This is a genomic window from Alkalicaulis satelles (genome assembly GCF_008630495.1).
Lineage (GTDB): Bacteria > Pseudomonadota > Alphaproteobacteria > Caulobacterales > Maricaulaceae > Oceanicaulis > Oceanicaulis satelles.
Genome location: NZ_VWOJ01000001.1, coordinates 88,932 through 107,614 on the forward strand (window position 1 = coordinate 88,932; position 18,683 = coordinate 107,614).

The 18,683-nt window shown below is 66.0% G+C and carries 17 protein-coding genes; 12 read left to right on the forward strand and 5 right to left on the reverse strand.

The features are described 5' to 3' along the window. Positions 1-39: 39 nt before the first annotated feature. The 6 genes from F1654_RS00450 (at position 40) to F1654_RS00475 (ending at position 6,266) form a co-directional block, all read left to right on the forward strand. Positions 40-1,506: a monovalent cation/H+ antiporter subunit D family protein gene (locus F1654_RS00450; RefSeq protein WP_233205145.1), complete on the forward strand. Its 1,467-nt coding sequence runs from the start codon at positions 40-42 to the stop codon at positions 1,504-1,506. Then, positions 1,503-2,972, forward strand: a complete 1,470-nt coding sequence (locus F1654_RS00455) for a proton-conducting transporter transmembrane domain-containing protein (RefSeq protein ID WP_150021547.1) — start codon at positions 1,503-1,505, stop codon at positions 2,970-2,972. The genes F1654_RS00450 and F1654_RS00455 overlap by 4 nt, the downstream gene beginning before the upstream one ends. Continuing rightward, a complete protein-coding gene (locus F1654_RS00460) occupies positions 2,969-3,292 on the forward strand; it encodes a hypothetical protein (protein WP_150021548.1) in 324 nt (107 codons plus the stop codon). Before F1654_RS00455 ends, F1654_RS00460 begins: the two co-directional genes overlap by 4 nt. Beyond that, positions 3,285-5,009 carry a Na(+)/H(+) antiporter subunit D gene (locus tag F1654_RS00465; RefSeq protein ID WP_150021549.1) on the forward strand — a complete coding sequence of 575 codons (1,725 nt, stop codon included), beginning with the start codon at positions 3,285-3,287 and terminating at the stop codon, positions 5,007-5,009. The genes F1654_RS00460 and F1654_RS00465 overlap by 8 nt, the downstream gene beginning before the upstream one ends. 133 nt (positions 5,010-5,142) lie before the next feature. Next, positions 5,143-5,493 carry a helix-turn-helix domain-containing protein gene (locus F1654_RS00470; RefSeq protein WP_150021550.1) on the forward strand — a complete coding sequence of 117 codons (351 nt, stop codon included), beginning with the start codon at positions 5,143-5,145 and terminating at the stop codon, positions 5,491-5,493. Next, complete coding sequence (locus F1654_RS00475; RefSeq protein WP_150021551.1) at positions 5,490-6,266, forward strand: DUF6456 domain-containing protein; 777 nt, start codon at positions 5,490-5,492, stop codon at positions 6,264-6,266. The genes F1654_RS00470 and F1654_RS00475 overlap by 4 nt, the downstream gene beginning before the upstream one ends. Here the strand turns inward: F1654_RS00475 and yaaA are convergent. The 4 genes from yaaA to F1654_RS00495 all read right to left on the reverse strand — a co-directional run bounded on the left by yaaA (position 6,235) and on the right by F1654_RS00495 (position 10,344). After that, the gene (yaaA, locus tag F1654_RS00480; RefSeq protein WP_150021552.1) at positions 6,235-7,011 is read right to left on the reverse strand and encodes a peroxide stress protein YaaA; all 777 of its coding nucleotides are present in this window, start codon (positions 7,009-7,011) and stop codon (positions 6,235-6,237) included. The two genes, F1654_RS00475 and yaaA, sit on opposite strands and share 32 nt — an antisense overlap. A 66-nt stretch (positions 7,012-7,077) precedes the next feature. After that, complete coding sequence (locus F1654_RS00485) at positions 7,078-8,472, reverse strand: FAD-binding oxidoreductase (protein ID WP_150021553.1); 1,395 nt, start codon at positions 8,470-8,472, stop codon at positions 7,078-7,080. Positions 8,473-8,521: 49 nt separating this feature from the next. After that, positions 8,522-9,415: an MBL fold metallo-hydrolase gene (locus F1654_RS00490; RefSeq protein WP_233205035.1), complete on the reverse strand. Its 894-nt coding sequence runs from the start codon at positions 9,413-9,415 to the stop codon at positions 8,522-8,524. Beyond that, on the reverse strand, positions 9,412-10,344 hold the full coding sequence (locus tag F1654_RS00495; protein ID WP_150021554.1) for an ATP-grasp domain-containing protein: 933 nt from the start codon (positions 10,342-10,344) through the stop codon (positions 9,412-9,414). Before F1654_RS00495 ends, F1654_RS00490 begins: the two co-directional genes overlap by 4 nt. A 116-nt stretch (positions 10,345-10,460) precedes the next feature. Here F1654_RS00495 and F1654_RS00500 point away from each other — a divergent pair, with 116 nt between their 5' ends. The 6 genes from F1654_RS00500 (at position 10,461) to F1654_RS00525 (ending at position 16,659) form a co-directional block, all read left to right on the forward strand. Continuing rightward, complete coding sequence (locus F1654_RS00500; protein WP_150021555.1) at positions 10,461-10,703, forward strand: hypothetical protein; 243 nt, start codon at positions 10,461-10,463, stop codon at positions 10,701-10,703. A gap of 90 nt (positions 10,704-10,793) precedes the next feature. Further along, positions 10,794-11,726 carry an ABC transporter permease gene (locus F1654_RS00505; RefSeq protein ID WP_150021556.1) on the forward strand — a complete coding sequence of 311 codons (933 nt, stop codon included), beginning with the start codon at positions 10,794-10,796 and terminating at the stop codon, positions 11,724-11,726. Then, positions 11,726-12,631, forward strand: coding sequence for an ABC transporter permease (locus F1654_RS00510; protein ID WP_150021557.1), 906 nt, complete (start codon positions 11,726-11,728; stop codon positions 12,629-12,631). Before F1654_RS00505 ends, F1654_RS00510 begins: the two co-directional genes overlap by 1 nt. A 594-nt stretch (positions 12,632-13,225) precedes the next feature. Then, positions 13,226-14,857 carry a peptide ABC transporter substrate-binding protein gene (locus F1654_RS00515; protein WP_150021558.1) on the forward strand — a complete coding sequence of 544 codons (1,632 nt, stop codon included), beginning with the start codon at positions 13,226-13,228 and terminating at the stop codon, positions 14,855-14,857. Positions 14,858-14,890: 33 nt separating this feature from the next. Next, on the forward strand, positions 14,891-16,057 hold the full coding sequence (locus F1654_RS00520) for a DUF3667 domain-containing protein (protein ID WP_199200406.1): 1,167 nt from the start codon (positions 14,891-14,893) through the stop codon (positions 16,055-16,057). 71 nt (positions 16,058-16,128) lie between these two features. Next, positions 16,129-16,659 carry an adenine phosphoribosyltransferase gene (locus F1654_RS00525; RefSeq protein WP_150021560.1) on the forward strand — a complete coding sequence of 177 codons (531 nt, stop codon included), beginning with the start codon at positions 16,129-16,131 and terminating at the stop codon, positions 16,657-16,659. 5 nt (positions 16,660-16,664) lie between these two features. Here F1654_RS00525 and F1654_RS00530 read toward each other — a convergent pair whose 3' ends face one another. Beyond that, complete coding sequence (locus F1654_RS00530) at positions 16,665-18,665, reverse strand: potassium/proton antiporter (protein ID WP_150021561.1); 2,001 nt, start codon at positions 18,663-18,665, stop codon at positions 16,665-16,667. Between the last annotated feature and the right edge of the window lie 18 nt (positions 18,666-18,683).

An 18,683-nucleotide genomic window follows, 5' to 3' on the forward strand; every position in this document is an offset into this window, starting at 1 on the left:
CCGGCCGCGCTCGCGGCCCATGCGCCAGCCTTGCTGGTGATGATCCCGCTGATCATGTCGGCGCCCGCCGCCATGATCAAAAACGGCCGCGTGGCCTGGGCGATCGCTGTCCTGAGCGTGCTCGCCTCACTGGTGCTGGCGGCGGAGATTTTCCTGGCCACCCGGGCCGATGGGGCCATCATTTCCTATGCCATGGGCGGCTGGGAGCCCCCCTTCGGCATCGAGTACCGCATCGACGCGCTCAATGCCGCGCTGCTGCTTCTTCTGGGCTCCACGGGCTTTCTGGCGCTGATGTTCGCAGGCCCCAGCGTGGCCGACGAGATTGCGCGCGGCAAACGCTCGCTGTTCTATTCGGCCTTCCTGATCTGCTTTGCAGGCCTCAGCGGCGTGGCCAGCACGGGCGACGCGTTCAACCTCTTCGTCTTCCTGGAAATCTCGTCCATCGCCACCTACGCCATCATCGCCATGGGCTGGCGCAATGACCGCCAGGCGCTGACCGCCTCGTTCAACTATCTGGTCATGGGCACGATCGGCGCGACCTTCTTCGTGATCGGGGTCGGCTTCATCTACATGACCACCGGCACGCTCAACATGGCCGATCAGGCCCAGGCCATTGCGGCCATGAACGGCAACCGGGCCGTTGAGGTGGGCTTCGCCTTCATCCTGGTGGGGATCGGGCTGAAAGCCGCCCTGTTCCCGCTGCACCAGTGGCTGCCCAATGCTTATGCGTATGCTCCGAACTTCGTGACCACCTTCCTGGCCACCACAGCTACGAAAGTCGCGTTCTACGTCATCATCCGCTACAGCTATGACGTGTTCTCGGTGCATACCGGGTTTGTGTCCAACGCCATGATCTGGGTGATCACCCCGCTGGCGATTGCGGGCATGCTGGTGGCGTCCACCCAGGCCCTGTTCCAGAACAATGTGCGCCGGCTGTTCGCCTACTCGTCCGTGGCCCAGGTGGGCTATATGATGCTGGGTCTGGGCATGGCGACCTCGCTGGGCCTGGCCGCGGGCATGCTCCACCTGATCAATCACGCCATGATGAAGGGCGCGTTGTTCATGGCGCTGGGCGCGTTCGCCCTGTCCTACGGCATCCGCCGGATCGAGGACTTCAAGGGGCTTGGCCAGGCCATGCCGGTCACCTCGGCGGCCTTCACCGTGGGGGCGCTTTCGCTGGTGGGCGTGCCGTTCACGGTGGGCTTCATTTCCAAATTCTACCTCATCCAGGCCGCGCTGGACGCGGGCTGGTGGTGGGCGGTGGCCGCCATCCTGATCTCCTCGGTGATCGCGGTGTTCTATGTCTACCGCATTCTGGTGGCTATCTGGGTGACGCCCCAGGGCGAGACGGACAAGGGCGCCCCCAGGCGCGTGCCGCTGGCCATCGCGGTTCCGCTGGGCGTGCTGGCGCTGGCCAATCTGGTGTTCGGGGTCTACGCCGACCCGATCGTCTCCATCGCCCGCGCGGCGGCTGATGCGGCTGTGTACGGAGGGGTGACGCCGTGAGCTGGACACCTGAACTCGCTCTGGCGCTGGCGCTGATCCTGCCGCTCGCGGGCGGCGCTGGCGTTGTGCTGCTGGGCCGCTGGCCGAACCTGCGCGAGGCTGTGACCCTGGTCACGGCCGTGGCTCTGGCGTTCGTGGTCGCCTATCTGGTCGAGGCGGCGGGCTCGCGTCCCGAGATCACGCTGGTGGAGATCGCCCCGGGCCTGTCGCTGAAATTCGCGCTGGAGCCCCTGGGCGCGGTGTTCGCCATGGTGGCCAGCGGGCTGTGGATCGTGAACTCGCTCTACTCCATCGCCTATATGCGCGGGAACAAGGAGAAGGACCAGACCCGGTTCTATTTCTGCTTCACCATCTCGATCGCTGCGGCCATGGGCATCGCCCTGTCGGGCAATCTCATCACCCTGTTCTTCTTCTACGAGGCGCTGAGCCTGGCGACCTACCCGCTGGTGGCCCACAAGGGCGACGCCAAGGCCAGGAAGGGCGCCTCGATCTATCTGGGCATTCTGCTGGCCACCTCTATCGGCCTGTTCCTGCCCGCGATCTTCGCCGTTTACGCCCTGACCGGCACCACCGACTTCACCGCCGGGGGCGTGATGTCGGGCGTGGGACCAGTCGTGGGCTCCATCATTCTGGTGCTGTTTGCGTTCGGGATCGGCAAGGCGGCGCTGATGCCGACCCACCCCTGGCTGCCCAACGCCATGGTGGCGCCCACCCCGGTCTCGGCGCTGCTGCATGCGGTGGCGGTGGTGAAGGCGGGCGTGTTCTCCATCCTGAAGGTGGCCGTCTATATTTTCGGCCCGCAATATATCGAGACCCTGCCCGCCGCGCCTGTTCTGGCCTGGATCGCAGGCGCGTCTATCGTGATCGCCTCGGTGATCGCCATGACCAAGGACAATCTCAAGGCCCGGCTCGCCTTCTCCACGGTTAGCCAGCTCTCCTACGTCACGCTGGGCGCCATGCTGGCCAGCCCGCTGGCGCTGATGGGCGCGGCCTTGCAGATCATCATGCACGCCTATGGCAAGATCACCCTCTTCATGGCTGCAGGCGGGATCTATACCGGCGCCAAGAAGACCGAGATCTCCCAGCTTGACGGCCTTGGACGCCTGATGCCGGTGACGTTTGGCGTGTTCACCATCGGCGCGCTCTCCATCATCGGCATGCCGCTGTTCGGCGGGATGTGGCCCAAGCTGTTCCTGATGGAGGGCGCAGCGGTGGCCGGCCAGCCCTGGCTGATTGCGGTGCTGATCGCCTCTACCTTGCTGAATATCGGCTATCTCCTGCCGATCGCGATCCGCGGCTTCATGCGCCCGGCGCCGGCGCCCAGCCCGATGAAGCCCGGCCAGCCGCCCGCGCTGGCCTGGATCGCTCCGCTGATCACCGCCATCGGCACGATAGCGCTATTCTTCGCCATCGGTCCGCTGATGGACTTCCTGACACCGGTCTTCATGACGGAGATGACGCCATGAGCGCCCCGAAGGACGTGACGGCGCCGGGCGCCGGCCTGCTGGCGCAACTGAGCACGCGCCGCGCCGGGCTGGCCATCGTGATCGCCCTGGGCGTGATCAATCTGGCCGGTTATGGGCTGGAGTTTTTCCTCACCGAGGACGGCTTCGCCAAATATCGCGATGTCACCGGACCGTTTGAGTTCGTGCTGATGCCGCTCACGGCGGCGGCCATTCTGGCGGCCTGGGGGCTGCGCTGGCTATTGGGCCGCCGGGGCGATTATTACGAGCGCGCGGCGGGCGATGTGACCGATTCCAAGGCCGGGGAGGGGCGTGATGACTGATTTCCTCAGCCTCCTGCACGCGGTCAATCCGGCCCTGATCCTGATCGCAGGCGGGGCCATCACGCTGGCCCTGCCCTGGGCCATGGCGCGCAAGGCGGTGATGCTGCTGGCGCCGCTGGCCGGCCTGGCGGCCTGGTTCGCCACGCGCGAGCCGGGCGTCTATGGCGTTATTGAGCTCGGTCCCCTGACACTGGAAACCTTCCGCTATGACGCGCTCTCGCGCATCTGGGCGCTGGTCTTCCTGATCGCCGCCTTCCTCAACGGCATTTACGCCCTGCATGAGCGCAGCCGCATCAGCGACGGTTCGGCGCTGATCTATGCCGGCGCGGCGGTGGGCGCGGTGTTCGCAGGCGATCTCATTACCCTGTTCGTGTTCTGGGAGCTGACCGCGCTGTTCTCCGCGCCGCTGATCTTTGCGGCCGGAACTGCGGCGGCCCAGCGCGCGGGCCTGCGCTATCTGGCGATTCAGGTGCTCTCGGGCGTGCTGCTGCTCGGCGGCGCCGCGGTGTGGGCGAGCCAGACCGGTTCATGGACCTTTGACGCCATCGGCCTTGATGATCCGGCGGGCCTTGTGATTTTCATCGCCTTCGCCATCAAGGCGGCCTTCCCGCTCCTGCACATGTGGCTGCAGGACGCCTATCCCAAGGCGACCGGCGTGGGCGCGGTGGTGCTGTCGGCCTTCACCACCAAGCTGGCGGTCTATGCGCTGGCGCGCGGTTTTGCCGGAACCGAAATCCTGATCACCATCGGGGTGATCATGGCGGTCTTCCCGATCCTGTTCATCATCGTGGAGAACGATCTGCGCCGCACTCTGGCCTATGCGCTCAACAACCAGCTGGGCTTCATGGTGGTGGGCGTGGGCGTGGGCACGCCGCTCGGTCTCAACGCGGCCGCCGCCAACGCCTTTGTGGGCGTGTTCTACATGGCGCTGATGTTCATGGTGATGGGCGCGGTGATGCACCGCACCGGCACGGCCAAGGCCAGCGAGCTGGGCGGGCTGTTCCGTTCCATGCCGCTGACCGGCTCACTGGCCATCATTGGCGCGCTGGCCATTGTCGGGGCGCCGCTCTTCTCGGGTTTTGTCGCCAAGACGCTGGTGCTGTCGGCGGTGTCCTATCACGGGGATGTTCTGGCCTTCGCCATCCTGGTTGTCGCGGCGGCGGGCGTGATGGAGCTCAGCGCGCTGAAAGTGCCCTATTTCGCTTTCTTCGGTGAGGACCGGGGCCACCGGGTCAAGGAAGCCCCGCTCAACATGTTGCTGGCCATGGGGCTGGCCGCCTTCCTGTGCATCTATCTCGGGTCGCACTGGCAGGTGCTCTACGGCCTTCTGCCCTTCGCCATCGATTACCAGCCCTATACCGCGGACAACGTGATCGGACAGATCCAGATCCTTCTGGCGGGCGCTTTCGTGTTCGCGGCGCTGGTCTGGCTCAGATTGTTCCCGCAGCGTGGTGATCGCACCGTTCTGGACGCCGACTGGCTCTACCGCCGTCTCGGCGACGGGGTGGTGCGCTGGGGCGGGCAGATGGGCCAGCTCATGGCCGGCGCCAGCGAGCGCGGTCTGGGCGTGGTGATCTCACGCTGGACCAACCGCTTGTTCAACCTGTTCAGCCCTGCAGGCTCCCTGTCTCGCATTTTCCCGTCAGGGCTGATGGCGATCTGGACCGGCGTGCTTCTGGCGGGTGTGCTTCTGGTCGCCTACTTCTCCCCGTTGTAGCCCTCTCGCGCAAAAGCAGAAATTGTAGCGTGTGCAGAGAGTCTGTGCGCGCCGATAGGAAAGTTATCCTCGCTTCGGCCCTCCGTTCTTATAGTGTTCCCATAGCGGAATGCTTCTGGACGGAGGACGCCCCATGCCTGCCCACACCCGAGCGCTGGATCTGGCGCGAGCCCGCCTGGCTCAGCAGGCGGTGTCATATGCATTCGACATTGCCGTCGATGAAATGACCAGCCCGACGCGCGGATCGGCGCGCGCGGCTCTGGCCCGGCAGATCGCGATTTATCTGACCCATGTGGCGTTTGAAATCAGCCTGGCGCGCACCGCCGAGGCGTTCGGACGGGACCGCTCCACCGCGGCCCATGCCTGCCACAAGGTGGAAGACCGGCGCGACGACCCGGCCTTTGACCATTGTCTGGACGAGCTGGAGGCGTGCCTGCGCAGCGTGCCCCCGCCCAGCCCGGCGCGGCTGGGGCAGGCGGCATGAGCGCCCCGTCCTGGATGAAGCGTCTGGACGCGCCCGGGCGCGTGCTGGCGCCGCTGCCTGCGGGGCGCAAGGGGTTTGGCGTGTTCCAGGGCCCTGACCGGCGCCGGCGTCCCATGGCCATTGCGCGCGAGGCCGAGGTGCGTGAGGCGGCCGCGTCTGGCGCGCTGGAGCATAGTGAGGCGGGCTGGCGCCTGACCAGTGCGGGGCGCGCCCGCCTAAAACGCGCGGATGCTGGCGGTGATTTCGGCGCTCAGCACCGCAAGACCGCCCCACGCATCGTCATGGATGATGACGGGCGTGAGCGCGTGACACAGGCTGATATCGCAGCGGGATCGCCGCTGGCGCGCTATGCCCGGCCCCAGGGCGGGCGTCCGGCGCTGATCGAGCCGGTTCACGCCGCCGCCGCCGCCATGCTGCGCCACGACTATGAACGCTCGGCCCTGATGTCGCGCGTCACCATGGACTGGAGCGGCCAGCCCGGCGCGCGCACGCGTAGCGCGCCGCGCGACCGCTCCGATGCGCCCTCAAGCCGTCTGGCCGCCCAGTCGCGCGTGCTCGATGCGTTAGAAGCGGCCGGGCCGGGGCTGGACCGCTTGCTGACGGCGCTGGTTCTGCGCGATACGCCCATGGGCGAGGCCGAGCGCGAGCTCGGCTGGCCTGCACGGGCGGGCGCGCCAGCCCTGCGGCTGGCGCTGGAGCGGCTGGCGGTGCACTACCGGCTCACCGCGCCTGCGCAGACCTTCAACCCTTTTTCGGCGGCTGGGGACGGGTGAACAACAGCCGGTCGGCGCTGGACCCGGCCTTGTCGAGCCGGTAGCCGTCCACGTTAAACTGGCCGATCTTGTCCGGGTCCTCGATACGGTTCTCGATGATCCAGCGCGCCATCATCCCGCGCGCCTTCTTGGCGTAGACCATCAGGGCGCGCAGCTGGCCGTCCTTCTCTTCCTTGAAGTCCACCGTGATGACGCGCGCGCCGAGCGATTTCAGCCGCGCCGCCCTGGCGTATTCCTGCGAGGCGAGATTGATCACGGCGGGCTGGCGCTGGCCCACCAGATCGTCTTTCAGGGCGCTGGCGATGTCATCGCCCCAGAAATCATAGAGGGTGGCGCCCGCGCGGGTTTTCAGCCGCGTGCCCATCTCCAGCCTGTAGGGTTGAATGGCGTCCAGAGGGCGCAACACGCCATACAGACCCGACAGTATGCGCAGCCGGTCTTGTGCCCAGTCGAGATCATCGCGGCTCAGCGAGCGCGCATCCAGCCCGCGATAGACCTCGCCGGCGAAGGCGAAAGCGGCGGGCTGGCCTTCGCTGGCGTCAGGGTCAAAGGCCTGGAATCGCTCGCGGTTGAGCTGGGCGAGATCATCGGACAGATGCATCAGGGATTTGAGATCGCTGGCGCTCAGGCGCCGGGCCGTTTTGGCCAGATCACGCGTACGCTCCAGCAGGCGCGGCGTGGTGAGCTGCGGCGCGGGGGCGGGCTCGAAATCCAGTTGCTTGGCGGGTGACAGCAGAATCAGCATCAGTCGTCCTCATCAGGCTTGAACCCTGAAATAAGGCGGCAGGGGCTTGCATCCAAGTCTTGAGCGTCAGCCCAGCAGCACGCGCGGGTTCATGATGGCGTGAGGATCAATAACGCCCTTGATGGCGCGCATGAGTTCGACTTCCAGCGGTTTGCGCTGGAGGAATTCGCTCTGCTTGATCGTGCCGATGCCGTGCTCGGCGGAGATCGAGCCGTTATGGCGGTCCACAAGATCATAAAGCCGGGCGGTCACCGGCGCGGCCTGGGCCAGGAAGTCGTCGCCCGCGCCGGGCGTGCGCCGGGCGATGTTGAAATGCACATTGCCGTCCCCGACATGACCGAAAGCGATGACCATCGCGTCTTCAAGCTCGGTCTCGGCCAGCCCGGCCGCTTCGGCCATGAAGGCGGCCATGCGCGAGACGGGCACCGAGACGTCATGCTTGGCGGCCTTGCCGTGAGCCTTCTCGCCCTCAGGTATGGATTCGCGCAGGCGCCAGAACTCGGCGGCCTGGGCCTCGGACTGGGCGATGACGGCGTCGCTGACAAGCCCGCGCTCAAACGCGTTTTCCAGGGCATGCTCCATCAACAGTCCCGCCCGGTCCGGTTCGCCGCTGGATACCTCGATCAGCACGCACCAGTCCGCTTCTCTACCCAGCGGATGGCGCGAACCGGGCACGTGAGCGACCACCAGGTCCAGCCCGATGCGCGGCATCAGCTCGAAAGCGCACACGCCCCCGGTCTGCTCTTTCATCAGGGAGAGCAGCTCCACGGCTGCGGCCGGGTCCGCCACCGCCGCCACCGCGACCGCCGTGGAGGCGGGGCGGGCGAACAATTTCAGCGTGGCGCCTGTGACCACGCCCAGCGTGCCCTCCGCCCCGATGAAGAGCTGTTTGAGGTCATAGCCGGTATTGTCCTTGCGCAAGCCCGCCAGATCGCTGACCACCCGCCCGCCCGGCAGCACCGCCTCCAACCCGAGCACCAGCTCGCGCATCATGCCGTAGCGCAGCACATGCACCCCGCCGGCATTGGTGGAGATGAGCCCGCCAATCATCGCCGATCCTTGCGCGCCCAGCGAGAGCGGGAACAGCCGCCCGGCCTCGCGTGCGGCGGTCTGGACGGTTTCCAGTATCGCGCCCGCCTCGCAGGTCAGGGAATCATTGGCCGGGTCCACGGCGCGGATAGCGTTCATCCGCTTGAGCGAAATCAGCACCTCGCCCTTCGGCGTGGAGCCGCCCACCAGCCCGGTATTGCCGCCCTGGGGCAGGACCGCGATGCGCCGGTCGTGGCAGATTCCAAGGATGCGCGAGACCTCCTGGGTGTTGCCCGGCTTGAGCAGAAGAGGGGTGTCGCCCTGCACCCGCCCGCGCCAGTCGCGCGCATGGGGCGCGATCTCGTCAGCATCGCGGCTCCAGGAGGCGGGCGGCAGAGCGGAGGTGAGGGCGGTCAGGGCGTCAGTGGTCATGATGGAACATATTGAGACAGAAAGCTCACAGGCTGAACAGGGCCTGTCATCAGGGCAGGGCATAAACTGAATCGAGCCCGGGCGGGCCTTCGCACGCCGCCTTGCCCTGTTCGATGAGATGGATCATGTGGGCCAGCACGGACATGGCCGCCGCCGGATGCAGGCGCGCATCCACCTGGGCGTACATCGCCGCAACAAGATCACGGATGCGCTGCGGCCCGTTGGCCAGATGCGCCAGGATCTGGCGTTCGCGTGCGCGCCGGTGGCCAATATAGGCTGACAGGAAGGAGCGCGGCTTGTCGATCGCCGGTCCATGCGTGGGCCGGATCAGGGCGAAGTTCTCCGCGCGCACGCGCTCCAGGCTGGCGATGTAGTCGCCCATGCGCCCGTCAGGCGGGACCACCACCGATGTGGACCAGCCCATGACATGATCGCCGGAGAACAGCGTGTTCTCCTCTGTCAGCCCATAGCAGACATGATTGGAGGTGTGTCCTGGCGTGTGCAGGGCCCGCAGCGTCCAGCCCGGGCCACTGACCTCATCGCCATCAGCGATCTCCACATCCGGGCGGAAGCCGGAATCGTCGCCTGCTTCCATTTGCACCGTGCTGACCATGTCGGGCAGGGCGCGCGGCGCCATGCCATACACCTTGCAGCCATGCTTGCGGGCGAGCGGACGGGCCAGCGGGGAATGGTCGGCATGGTGATGGGTGACCAGAACATGGGTGACGCGCTCGCCCTCCAGGGCGGCGTCCAGAGCCGCAGCGTGTTCGGGCAGGGCCGGGCCGGGATCAATCACCGCCACCTCACCTGCACCGATAATGAACACGCCTGTTCCGGTATAGGTGAAGGGGCCGGGATTGCGCGCCATAACCCGGCGCACCAGGGGCGAGAGGCGCTCGCATTCTTCATAGGCTGCGTCCAGCTGGTGGATGAACTCGATCACGCTGCACGCCTCCAGCCCAAAAGGCTTTCGCAATGACGGCGCAGCGCGGCGGCAATGCGCTCAATGGCCTCAAGCCGGTCGCCCAGCGCCATGGAGACCGGTGGCCCCATATCTGTCTTGTTGGCGTCCACGATCCAAATCTCGCCCGTGGCCCGGTCGCGCAGCACGTCGAGCCCGCCCCAGTCCAGATGCAGCGCATGGCAGAATTGCCTGAGCAGGCGGCGTTCCTCAGTGCTGAACCGCACACCGGGATCAGCCAGGAACACCTCGGCATTATGGTTCTCGAAACGGCGCGAAGCGGGGCGGCGCTTGACGAACAGGGCGGCGATCTCGCCTCCCGCCATCACGCAGCGCAAATCCTCCGCCATGCCGTCCGGTCCCGCTGTTTCGATCAGGCGCTGATAGCACCGGCCGGCAGCGGGCGGGCAGGGCTGGGTGCGCACCCTGCCGTCATGAGCGGCGTTAGCCTCCGACTTGTCCACGAACGCGCCGTCAAACTGTTCAGGATCAATCAATAGCTGGCGTCCTGATACCGTCTCAAACACGCCCGCCACCCGGGATTTGGAGATGTCGCTGCAGTCCAGGTTGAAACCCGGGCCGGTCCATCCCGGCGGGCGGGGGCTGTGGGTCGCATCGCAGAAATGAAACAGGATGTCGGCCTGGCGCAGGTCATCGCTGACTCGCAGGCCCGCCAGATGGACCGCCGCCCAGATCTGATACCAGGGCCGCGGAGCGTGAGGGGCGAAGGCGATGACCGGGCCATCCTGCGCAACGCCCGGCCGGCGCGACTCGACGGCCAGATAATAGGGCAGCCAGTGCAGCACATCGCTGATCACGGCGCGTGACAGGGGCACCAGAGCGCCGGTGGCGTGCACGCGCACGGCGCCGCCCTCCAGCGAAAAATCGCGCCACCAGGCCCGCGCATGCATGGCTGTCACTCCCTCTCAGCGCTGCGCACTCTATGCCCTTTCACGCTGACTTCAATCTGCGCCCGTTCTGGCCCGCGCCTTGCTTGACAGGGTGTGACGTCGATGAGGAGACGATCATGGGTGACAGGTTGGCCGCAGCAGCGGTCTGGATGAGCGCCCGGCTGCGCATTGCAGCGCTGGCCGTGCTGGCGGTGATCGCGATCCGCGCCGGCGCCGGACTGGCCAGCACGCCGGAACCGGCTGTGGCGCCCGCATCCGGGACGCCGGCTTCATCCCTCATTCAGGGTCGCCCTGATAGGGGCGGGCAAGATGCAAACCCTGAAATGGAGGACGGGCCTGCGTCTGCTAGACAAACCTAATTGACTGCGAGCCATCCTTGATCAGGCGGCGCGCAGCGCCCACAAAACCGCCTCGCGACATCACAACAGTCGAAATCGAACCCACGCTTCATGCTCGGATATATTACCCGCCGCCTGCTCGTCGCCGTGCCGACGATTCTGGTCATCATCACGGTGGCTTTCTTCATGATGCGTATTGCGCCGGGCGGGCCGTTCGACATGGAACAGCCCATGCCCGAGCAGATCCGCCAGAACATCCTGGCGCATTTCGGCATGGATCAGCCGCTCTGGAAGCAATATGTCGACTATCTGGCCGGTCTGGTGCGCGGCGATCTCGGGCCCTCGCTGAAATTTCGTGACAAGACCGTCGCCGACATCATTGCGGAAGGCTTTCCCATTTCGGCCACCATCGGCCTTTTGTCCATCTCGCTGGCCCTGATGATCGGCTCGGTGCTGGGCTCGCTGGCGGCCCTGCGCCAGAATACGGCGGCGGATTTCGGGGTGGTCGGTTTCGCCACTGTGGGCATCGTCATCCCGCCCTTCGTGGTCGGGCCGGTATTGTCTCTGGTGGTGGGCATCTATCTGGGCTGGCTGCCGTCAGGGGGGCTGGATCCGCGCCATGGCATGACCATAGAACGCCTGATCCTGCCGGTGGTGACGCTGGCGCTGCCGCAGATCGCCATCATTTCGCGCCTCATGCGCGCCTCGATGATTGAAGTGATCCGTTCGAATTATATCCGCACCGCGCGCGCCAAGGGCTTGTCCGCAGGAGCGGTCATCACGCGTCACGCCATGCGAAGCGCGATCCTGCCGCTGGTGAGTTATCTGGGACCGGCGGCGGCGGCGCTGCTGACCGGCTCCATCGTGATCGAGCAGGTCTTCTCCCTGCCCGGCATCGGGCGCCAGTTCGTCTTCGCCGCCCTGCAGCGCGACTACACTGTGGTTATGGGGGTGGTCATCCTGTACGCCAGCCTCATCATAGTGCTCAATCTGGTCGCAGACCTGCTCTATGCGGCGCTGAACCCGAAAGTGAAGTACGACTGATGGTTTTCACCTCCACCCCGTCGGAAAAGGCCGGGCTCATGGAAGCGAGCGCGGTGCAGGGGCGCTCCCTGTGGGATGACGCGCGCGCGCGGTTGATGCGCAACAAGGCGGCGGTGGCCAGCATGATCCTGCTGGCGGTGCTGGTCTTCCTGGCCTTCATCGGGCCGCTGATCTGGATCCATGACAGCACCGAGATCTATCGTGATCGCGTGCAGATCCCGCCCACCTGGGACAACTGGCATATTTTCGGCACCGACGCTCAGGGGCGCGATCTGTTCGCGCGCACCCTGGTGGGCCTGCGCATGTCGCTGCTGGTGGGCGTGGTGGCGACCGCCGTGTCGCTGGTGATCGGGGTGCTCTGGGGCGCTACCGCCGGCTTCCTGGGCGGGCGCACCGACCAGATCATGATGCGGATCGTGGATGTGCTCTACTCCATCCCCTTCATCTTCTTCGTGATCATCCTGATGGTGGTGTTCGGACGCAATATCATCCTGATCTTCGTGGCCATCGGCGCGGTGGAATGGCTGACCATGGCGCGCATCGTGCGCGGCCAGACCATTTCGTTGCGGGCCATGGAGTTCGTGGAGGCGGCCCAGGCCGCCGGGGTGAGCCAGGCTTCCATCATCCGGCGTCATGTGGTGCCCAACGTGCTGGGCCCGGTGGTGGTCTATGTCACGCTGACCATTCCGGCCGTGATCCTGGCCGAGAGCTTTCTGAGTTTCCTGGGGCTGGGCGTTCAGGAGCCGCTCACCTCGCTGGGCAATCTCATCGCCAACGGCGCGCGGGACATGGAGATCGCCAACTGGACGCTGTTCTTCCCGGCCGCGACCATGATGATCACGCTGTTCTGCTTCAATTTCATCGGAGACGGCCTGCGCGACGCCATCGATCCGAAGGATCGCTGACGGCGCGCATCATTTCAGATTCCGGGCGACGCCATCGATCCGAAGGATCGCTGACGGCGCGCATCATTTCAGATTCCGGGCGACGCCATCGATCCGAAGGATCGTCCGACGGCGCTATTGGCTGCGGCGGGCGCGGAAGCGTCGCGGATGGTGGCTGAGCGACATGAAGTGCGAGCCCAGGGCGCCGGGATTGGGATCCGCGCTCACGCCTTCCTCAAGCCTGCGGCTGCTGACCCGGCCGAACGCGGTGGAATCGGATCGCAGCCAGACTTGGCCATTGGCTGGCGTCCGAGAGCAGGGCGCAGGCCATGAGGGCTTCGCAAGCGCGGAAAAGGGGTGATGGGATCACCGGTTTTGCTTGCATTCAGATACAGTTCTCTAGGACATTAAACCCGCGTCAAGAGTTGAGCGTCCACACATCAGGCCGCCGCATCGCAGGGTCACGGCTCCGCAAGGTTACGGAGCGGTGCGCTTTGTTGCATGATGATGACAGTAACCTTTCCGGCTCTGAACCCCGGAAACCGTACAAACATCCCCGCCTTGATGCGGGCCCGGCGTTCCCTGCGCCGGCGCTGACTGAAGGAGACCGCCTAGATGACCCTGACCCGACGTCTCATGCTTATGGCCGCCGCCGGCGCCGCCGCCCTGACTCTGGCCGCGTGCGGAGACCGCAATGGTGATGACAGCGGCGCGGTCGTGCTCCATCGCGGCAATGGCGCCGAGCCCCTGTCCCTCGACCCGCACCGGGCGCAGGGCGTCTGGGAGAACAATATCATCGGGGACATGTTCATCGGGCTGTTCACCGAAGCGCCTGACGGGTCGCCCGTACCGGGTATGGCCGAAAGCTGGGAGATGTCCGAAGATGGTCTGAGCTGGACCTTCACCCTGATCGAGGCGAGCTGGAGCGATGGCGAGCCGGTGACGGCTGACGATTTCGTCTTCGCCTTCCGCCGCATCCTCAACCCGCTGACCCTGTCGGAATACTCCAAGGTCCTCTATCCCATCCGCAATGCGCGCCCGGTCAATCTGGACCCGGAGAACAATCCGCCCGAAACGCTGGGCGTGACCGCGATTGATGAGCGCACCCTGCGCATCGATCTGGAGTTTCCCGCGCCCTATCTGCCGGGCCTTTTAACCCACTACACCACCTTCCCGCTGCCCGCCCATGTGGTGGAGCGCCATGGCGATGCGTGGATCCAGCCCCAGAACATTGTCACCAACGGCCCTTACAAGCTGGTGCGCTGGCGCGCGAATGACTTCATCCATCTGCGCCGTAATGAGCTGTTCTGGGACAATGAGAATGTGTGCATCGACGAGGTGTTCTTCTATCCCACCGTCGACAACCCCGCCGCCGAACGCCGTGTGCGCAACGGCGAGCTGGACATCAACGCCGATTTCGCAGGCCAGAATCTGAGCTTCCTGCGCCAGCAGATCCCGGACTATGTGCGCCTGCACCCGTATATGGGCCTGACCTATTTCTCGTTTAATACCGAGCTCGCCCCGTTCGATGACGCCCGGGTGCGCAATGCCCTGTCCATGGCGATCAACCGGGAGTTCATCGTCAACGAGATCCGCCGTTCGGGCGAGGACCCGGCCTACAGCTTCGTGCCGCCCACCATTGACAATTATCCCGGCACGGCCCGCATCAGCTGGGCCGACCAATCCATGGATGAACGCCGCGAGCGCGCCCGGGAGCTCCTGGAGGAGGCCGGTTTCGGCCCGGACAATCCGCTGCGCTTCACCTTCGCGCACCGCACCTCGGGCGATAACCCGCGCGTGGCGCCGGTGGTCCAGCGCGACTGGGCCGAGATTGCGCCCTGGGTGCGTGTCGAGCTGCTCGGCGGCGAGGCCCAGATCCACTACGCCAATCTGCGCGCTGGCGACTTCCAGGTGGGTGATGGCGGCTGGATCGCGGACTATAACGATGTCTACAACTTCCTGTTCCTGGGCGAGAGCGCATCCATTCCGATGAACTATTCGCGCTTCCAGAACGAGGAGTTCGACCGGCTGGTTTCCGAGGCCAACCAGCAGCTGGACGGCGAGGAGCGCGGCCGCATTATGGCCGAGGCCGAGCAGGTCCTGCTGGATGAACAGCCCATCATGCCGATCCACTATCTGGTGAACCGCGCACTGGTCAGCCCGCGTGTGACCGGCTGGGTGGATAACGCCAACCATGTTCACCGCACGCGCTATTTGTGCTTTGCGGATCTGGAGCGCGCTGAATAATCTTGCGCACTCATGGCTGGGGCGGCTTTCAGAATGAGCGAACCTGATCTGGAAGCCGCCGCCCGCACCGCCGCCGAGCATGCAGTGGCCATCGCCGCCGCTGGCGCCGGGCGCAAGCCTCAAACCCGTCCGTCGCGGCCCTCCGCCCTGAGGCCTGACACGCCCGACGGCGTGTGCGCCAATTGCGGCGCGCAGCTGATGGGGCCGGTCTGCCACGCCTGCGGCCAGCATGCCGATCTTTATAAGCGCCCGGTCTGGCGCCTTATCGGCGATGGCATATCGGACATGTTCGCCCTGGATGGCCGGGTGGCGCGCACTCTGTGGGAGCTGATGGCGTTCCCCGGGCGGGTCACGCGCGCCTATCTCAAGGGCCAGCGCGGGCGTTATATCCCGCCCTTCCGGCTTTATCTGATCGCCTCGCTGGCGTTCTTCCTCATCTTGCCCCTGATCACGGCCCAGAACGCCCTGATCAATTTCCAGCCCGAGGGCGCTGATCAGGCGCGCCTGGCCCTGACCGAGGCGCTGGAAAGCGGGGAGATGTCCCAGGCCGATTTCGACCGCTCCATGAGAGCGATCGACACAGTGATGGCGTTCGAAACCCAGACGCCTGCTGCAGCGGGGGAGGAATCCGAAGGCGAAGCGTCCGAGGGTGAGTCCATTCTCACAGGACCGCAGATCAGCGACGGCCAGATCACCGCCATGCGCCGTGTCTTCGTGCCCGAGGAATTCGGCGAGGCGCCTGATGGCGTCACCGGCTCACGCGCGGCGCGCAGCTATATCGCTGACCGGATCGAGCGCCTGGCGCGCGCGCCGGACCGCTGGGCGGCGGAGAGTTTCGCCTGGGCGCCGCGCATCATGTTCGTCATGGTGCCCTTGTTCGGGGTGCTTCTCGGGCTGGTCTATGTATGGCGGCGGGGGTTTCTCTATTTCGATCACCTGATCACCGCGCTGCAGTTTCACGCCGCGATCTTCATCGCCATGCTGGCCGCCATCCTGATAAGCCTGGTCACGGGGCCAGGATGGGCGGTGCTGGCCTTTTTCATCTACGCCCACATCTATCTCTACAGGCTTTTGCGCGTGGTCTACTCGACCGGGCGAATCCAGGCGATCTTGCGCGTGGCGGCGCTGGATGCGGCCTATGGCTTCCTCATCCTCATGGGCCTGACGGTTGTGGTGCTGCTGGGCGCGGTCAGCGCATAGGCGGCCTTGACGGGGCGGGCGGGCGCTTGAATGCTCCGGGCCGTACAACTCGCCAGGGGCAGGGCTTTTCCATGCAGTCTCTCAAGGACGCCATCCGCACCATTGCGGATTATCCCAAGCCGGGCATCCAGTTTCGCGACGTGACGACCCTGCTGGGCGACGCGCGCGCCTTCCGCCAGGCTGTGGATGCCATGGTCCAGCCCCATGCCGGCGCCAAGATCGACAAGGTGGCCGGTATTGAGGCGCGTGGTTTTATCCTGGGCGGCGCCGTGGCTCACCAGCTGTCGGTCGGCTTCGTGCCGGTGCGCAAGAAGGGCAAACTGCCCCACACCACCCTGAGCCAGTCTTATGAGCTGGAATACGGCGTGGACGAGGTGGAAATCCACACCGACGCCGTGGCGCCCGGCGAGACGGTGCTGCTGGTCGATGACCTGATCGCCACGGGCGGCACGGCGGAGGCCGCGATCCGCCTGCTGCGCCAGGCCGGGGCGAATGTGATCGGGGCGAGCTTTGTGGTTGATTTGCCCGATCTGGGCGGCGCCCGGCGTGTCGAGGCGCTGGGGGTGCCTTGCGTTTCTCTTGTGGCTTATGAGGGCCACTGAAGCATTCAGCTTTCATGGGCGTCCTGGGGCGCATCCGGGTCAAAGCGCTCCAGCCCGGCGCTGGAGATGACGCTGGCGACCTGAGCGGCATAGGCTTCGCCGCTGGACGCATAGGGCGCTATATGGGCGGCCAGCGCCAGGCCCGTGATCGCTTCGCCTTCGGCACGCAGCCGGGCGCGCTCGGCTCTCAGCCCGGCAAAATCGCGGTGGGTGTTGATCAGATCCACATAATCGCCCGCTGACGCCAGCAGGCTGGAAAAGCGCTCCTGTCCAGACGGGAAACGCCCGAACAGGGCGTTGCGCGCCAACGCGCTTTCATTGCCGCCCCATCCTGTGGCGAGCGCGGCCTGGGCGGCGCCCAGTGATGGCGGGATGATATCCACCCGCTCGATCAGCATATCGAGGTCCTCGTATCGCACGCCATACCGCCGGGCCAGCGTGTCGCGGCGCGCCTGCTGGGGCAGCAGGAGCGGCTCGCCGGCCTCTATGCGCGCGCGCATGGCCAGCAAGGCTGCGCGGTCGTCGAGAATGCGCGCATTCTGCGCCGTGATCAGACCTGCGGCCACACGCGCGAATGTCTCGCGGCGCTCCTCGGGCGCCAGATCAGCCCAATCAGCGGGAAAGGATTCCAGCCTGACCGCTGAACTGGATGCCCGCAACGGCTCCAGCGCCGAACGCAACTCGGCCACTGAGGCCGTGGTGATCAGCCGCTCGGACGGCGCCTCGCGCGTCACCGCCCAGGACACCGCAAAGCTCACTGTGGAGAAACCGGCCACCACCGCCGCCACCATGCCCGCATTGGTCCATCGCCCGGCGCGCGGCAGGGGCGGGGCGACGCCGAAAAGGCGCGCCACCGGTCCGGCGGTCCAGCCCTGGATCACCAGCGAGGCGATCACCACCGCAAAGGCCGCAGAGAAATATAGATTGGCGTTCTCAACACCGGCGATCACCGGATAAGCGCCCAGAAAGATCGGCACCGCGCCGCGAAGCCCCATCCAGGCGATGAAGGCGCGCTCATTAAGGCGGAAGCGTTCCGGCGCCAGGCAGATCAGCACCGCCAGCGGGCGGGCCACAAGAATGAGGATCAGCGCCACGCCCAGCGCGGGCAGGGCCACTTCAGCGGCGTGGCTGGGTGTGATCAGCAGGCCCAGCATCAGGAACAGGCCGATCTGGGACAGCCAGGCGAGCCCGTCTGAAAACCGCTCGGTGGCGTCCGCCGCACGGCGCGGCGACGAGGCGAGCGCCACACCCGCCAGATAGGCGGCCAGGAAGCCCGAGGCGCCGATGACTTGCGCAAAGGCGAACAGGAACACCGCCGAGGCGGCCGCGAAGATGGGGTACAGCCCGATGGGCAGGCCAACCTTGCGCTCCAGCCAGCCAATGGCGCGTCCGCCAAACCAGCCGATCAGTCCGCCTGCGGCCAGCGCCCAGATGATGGAAAGACCTGCTCCAAACGGCTCCGGTGCGCCCCCCTGGGAAATCCAGGTCACGGCTGTGACTACCAGGATCACCGCCATGGGATCATTGAAGCCGGATTCGGCCTCCAGCGTGGTGGCGACGCGCGGGCGCGCCTTGAGATCACGCCCCGCGATCAGCATCAGCACGGCGGCGGCATCGGTGGAGGATACGATGGCGCCCAGAAGAAAGGCCTCGATCCAGTTGAGATCAAAAAGGTATTTGGCGCCGACAGCGGTTATGCCCGCGGTGATGATCACGCCCAGCGTGGCCAGGCTGACCGCCGGGCGCAGAACCCCCTTGAGCCGGCGCAGCTTGGTGCCAAGACCGCCGTCGAACAGGATCAGCGCCAGCGCCAGCGAGCCCAGCAGATAGGCCGTGTCGTGATCATGGAACTCGAACCCGCCCGGGCCTTCCTCGCCCGCCAGCATGCCCAGAGCCAGGAAGATCAGCAGCAGGGGCGCGCCTGCCCGGCGCGTGGCGGCCACGCCCGCAATCGCCAGCAGCACCAGCCCGGCGGCGGCCAGCAGGATGAGTTCGCTCGTCTGCATGATCCATCGGGATATAGG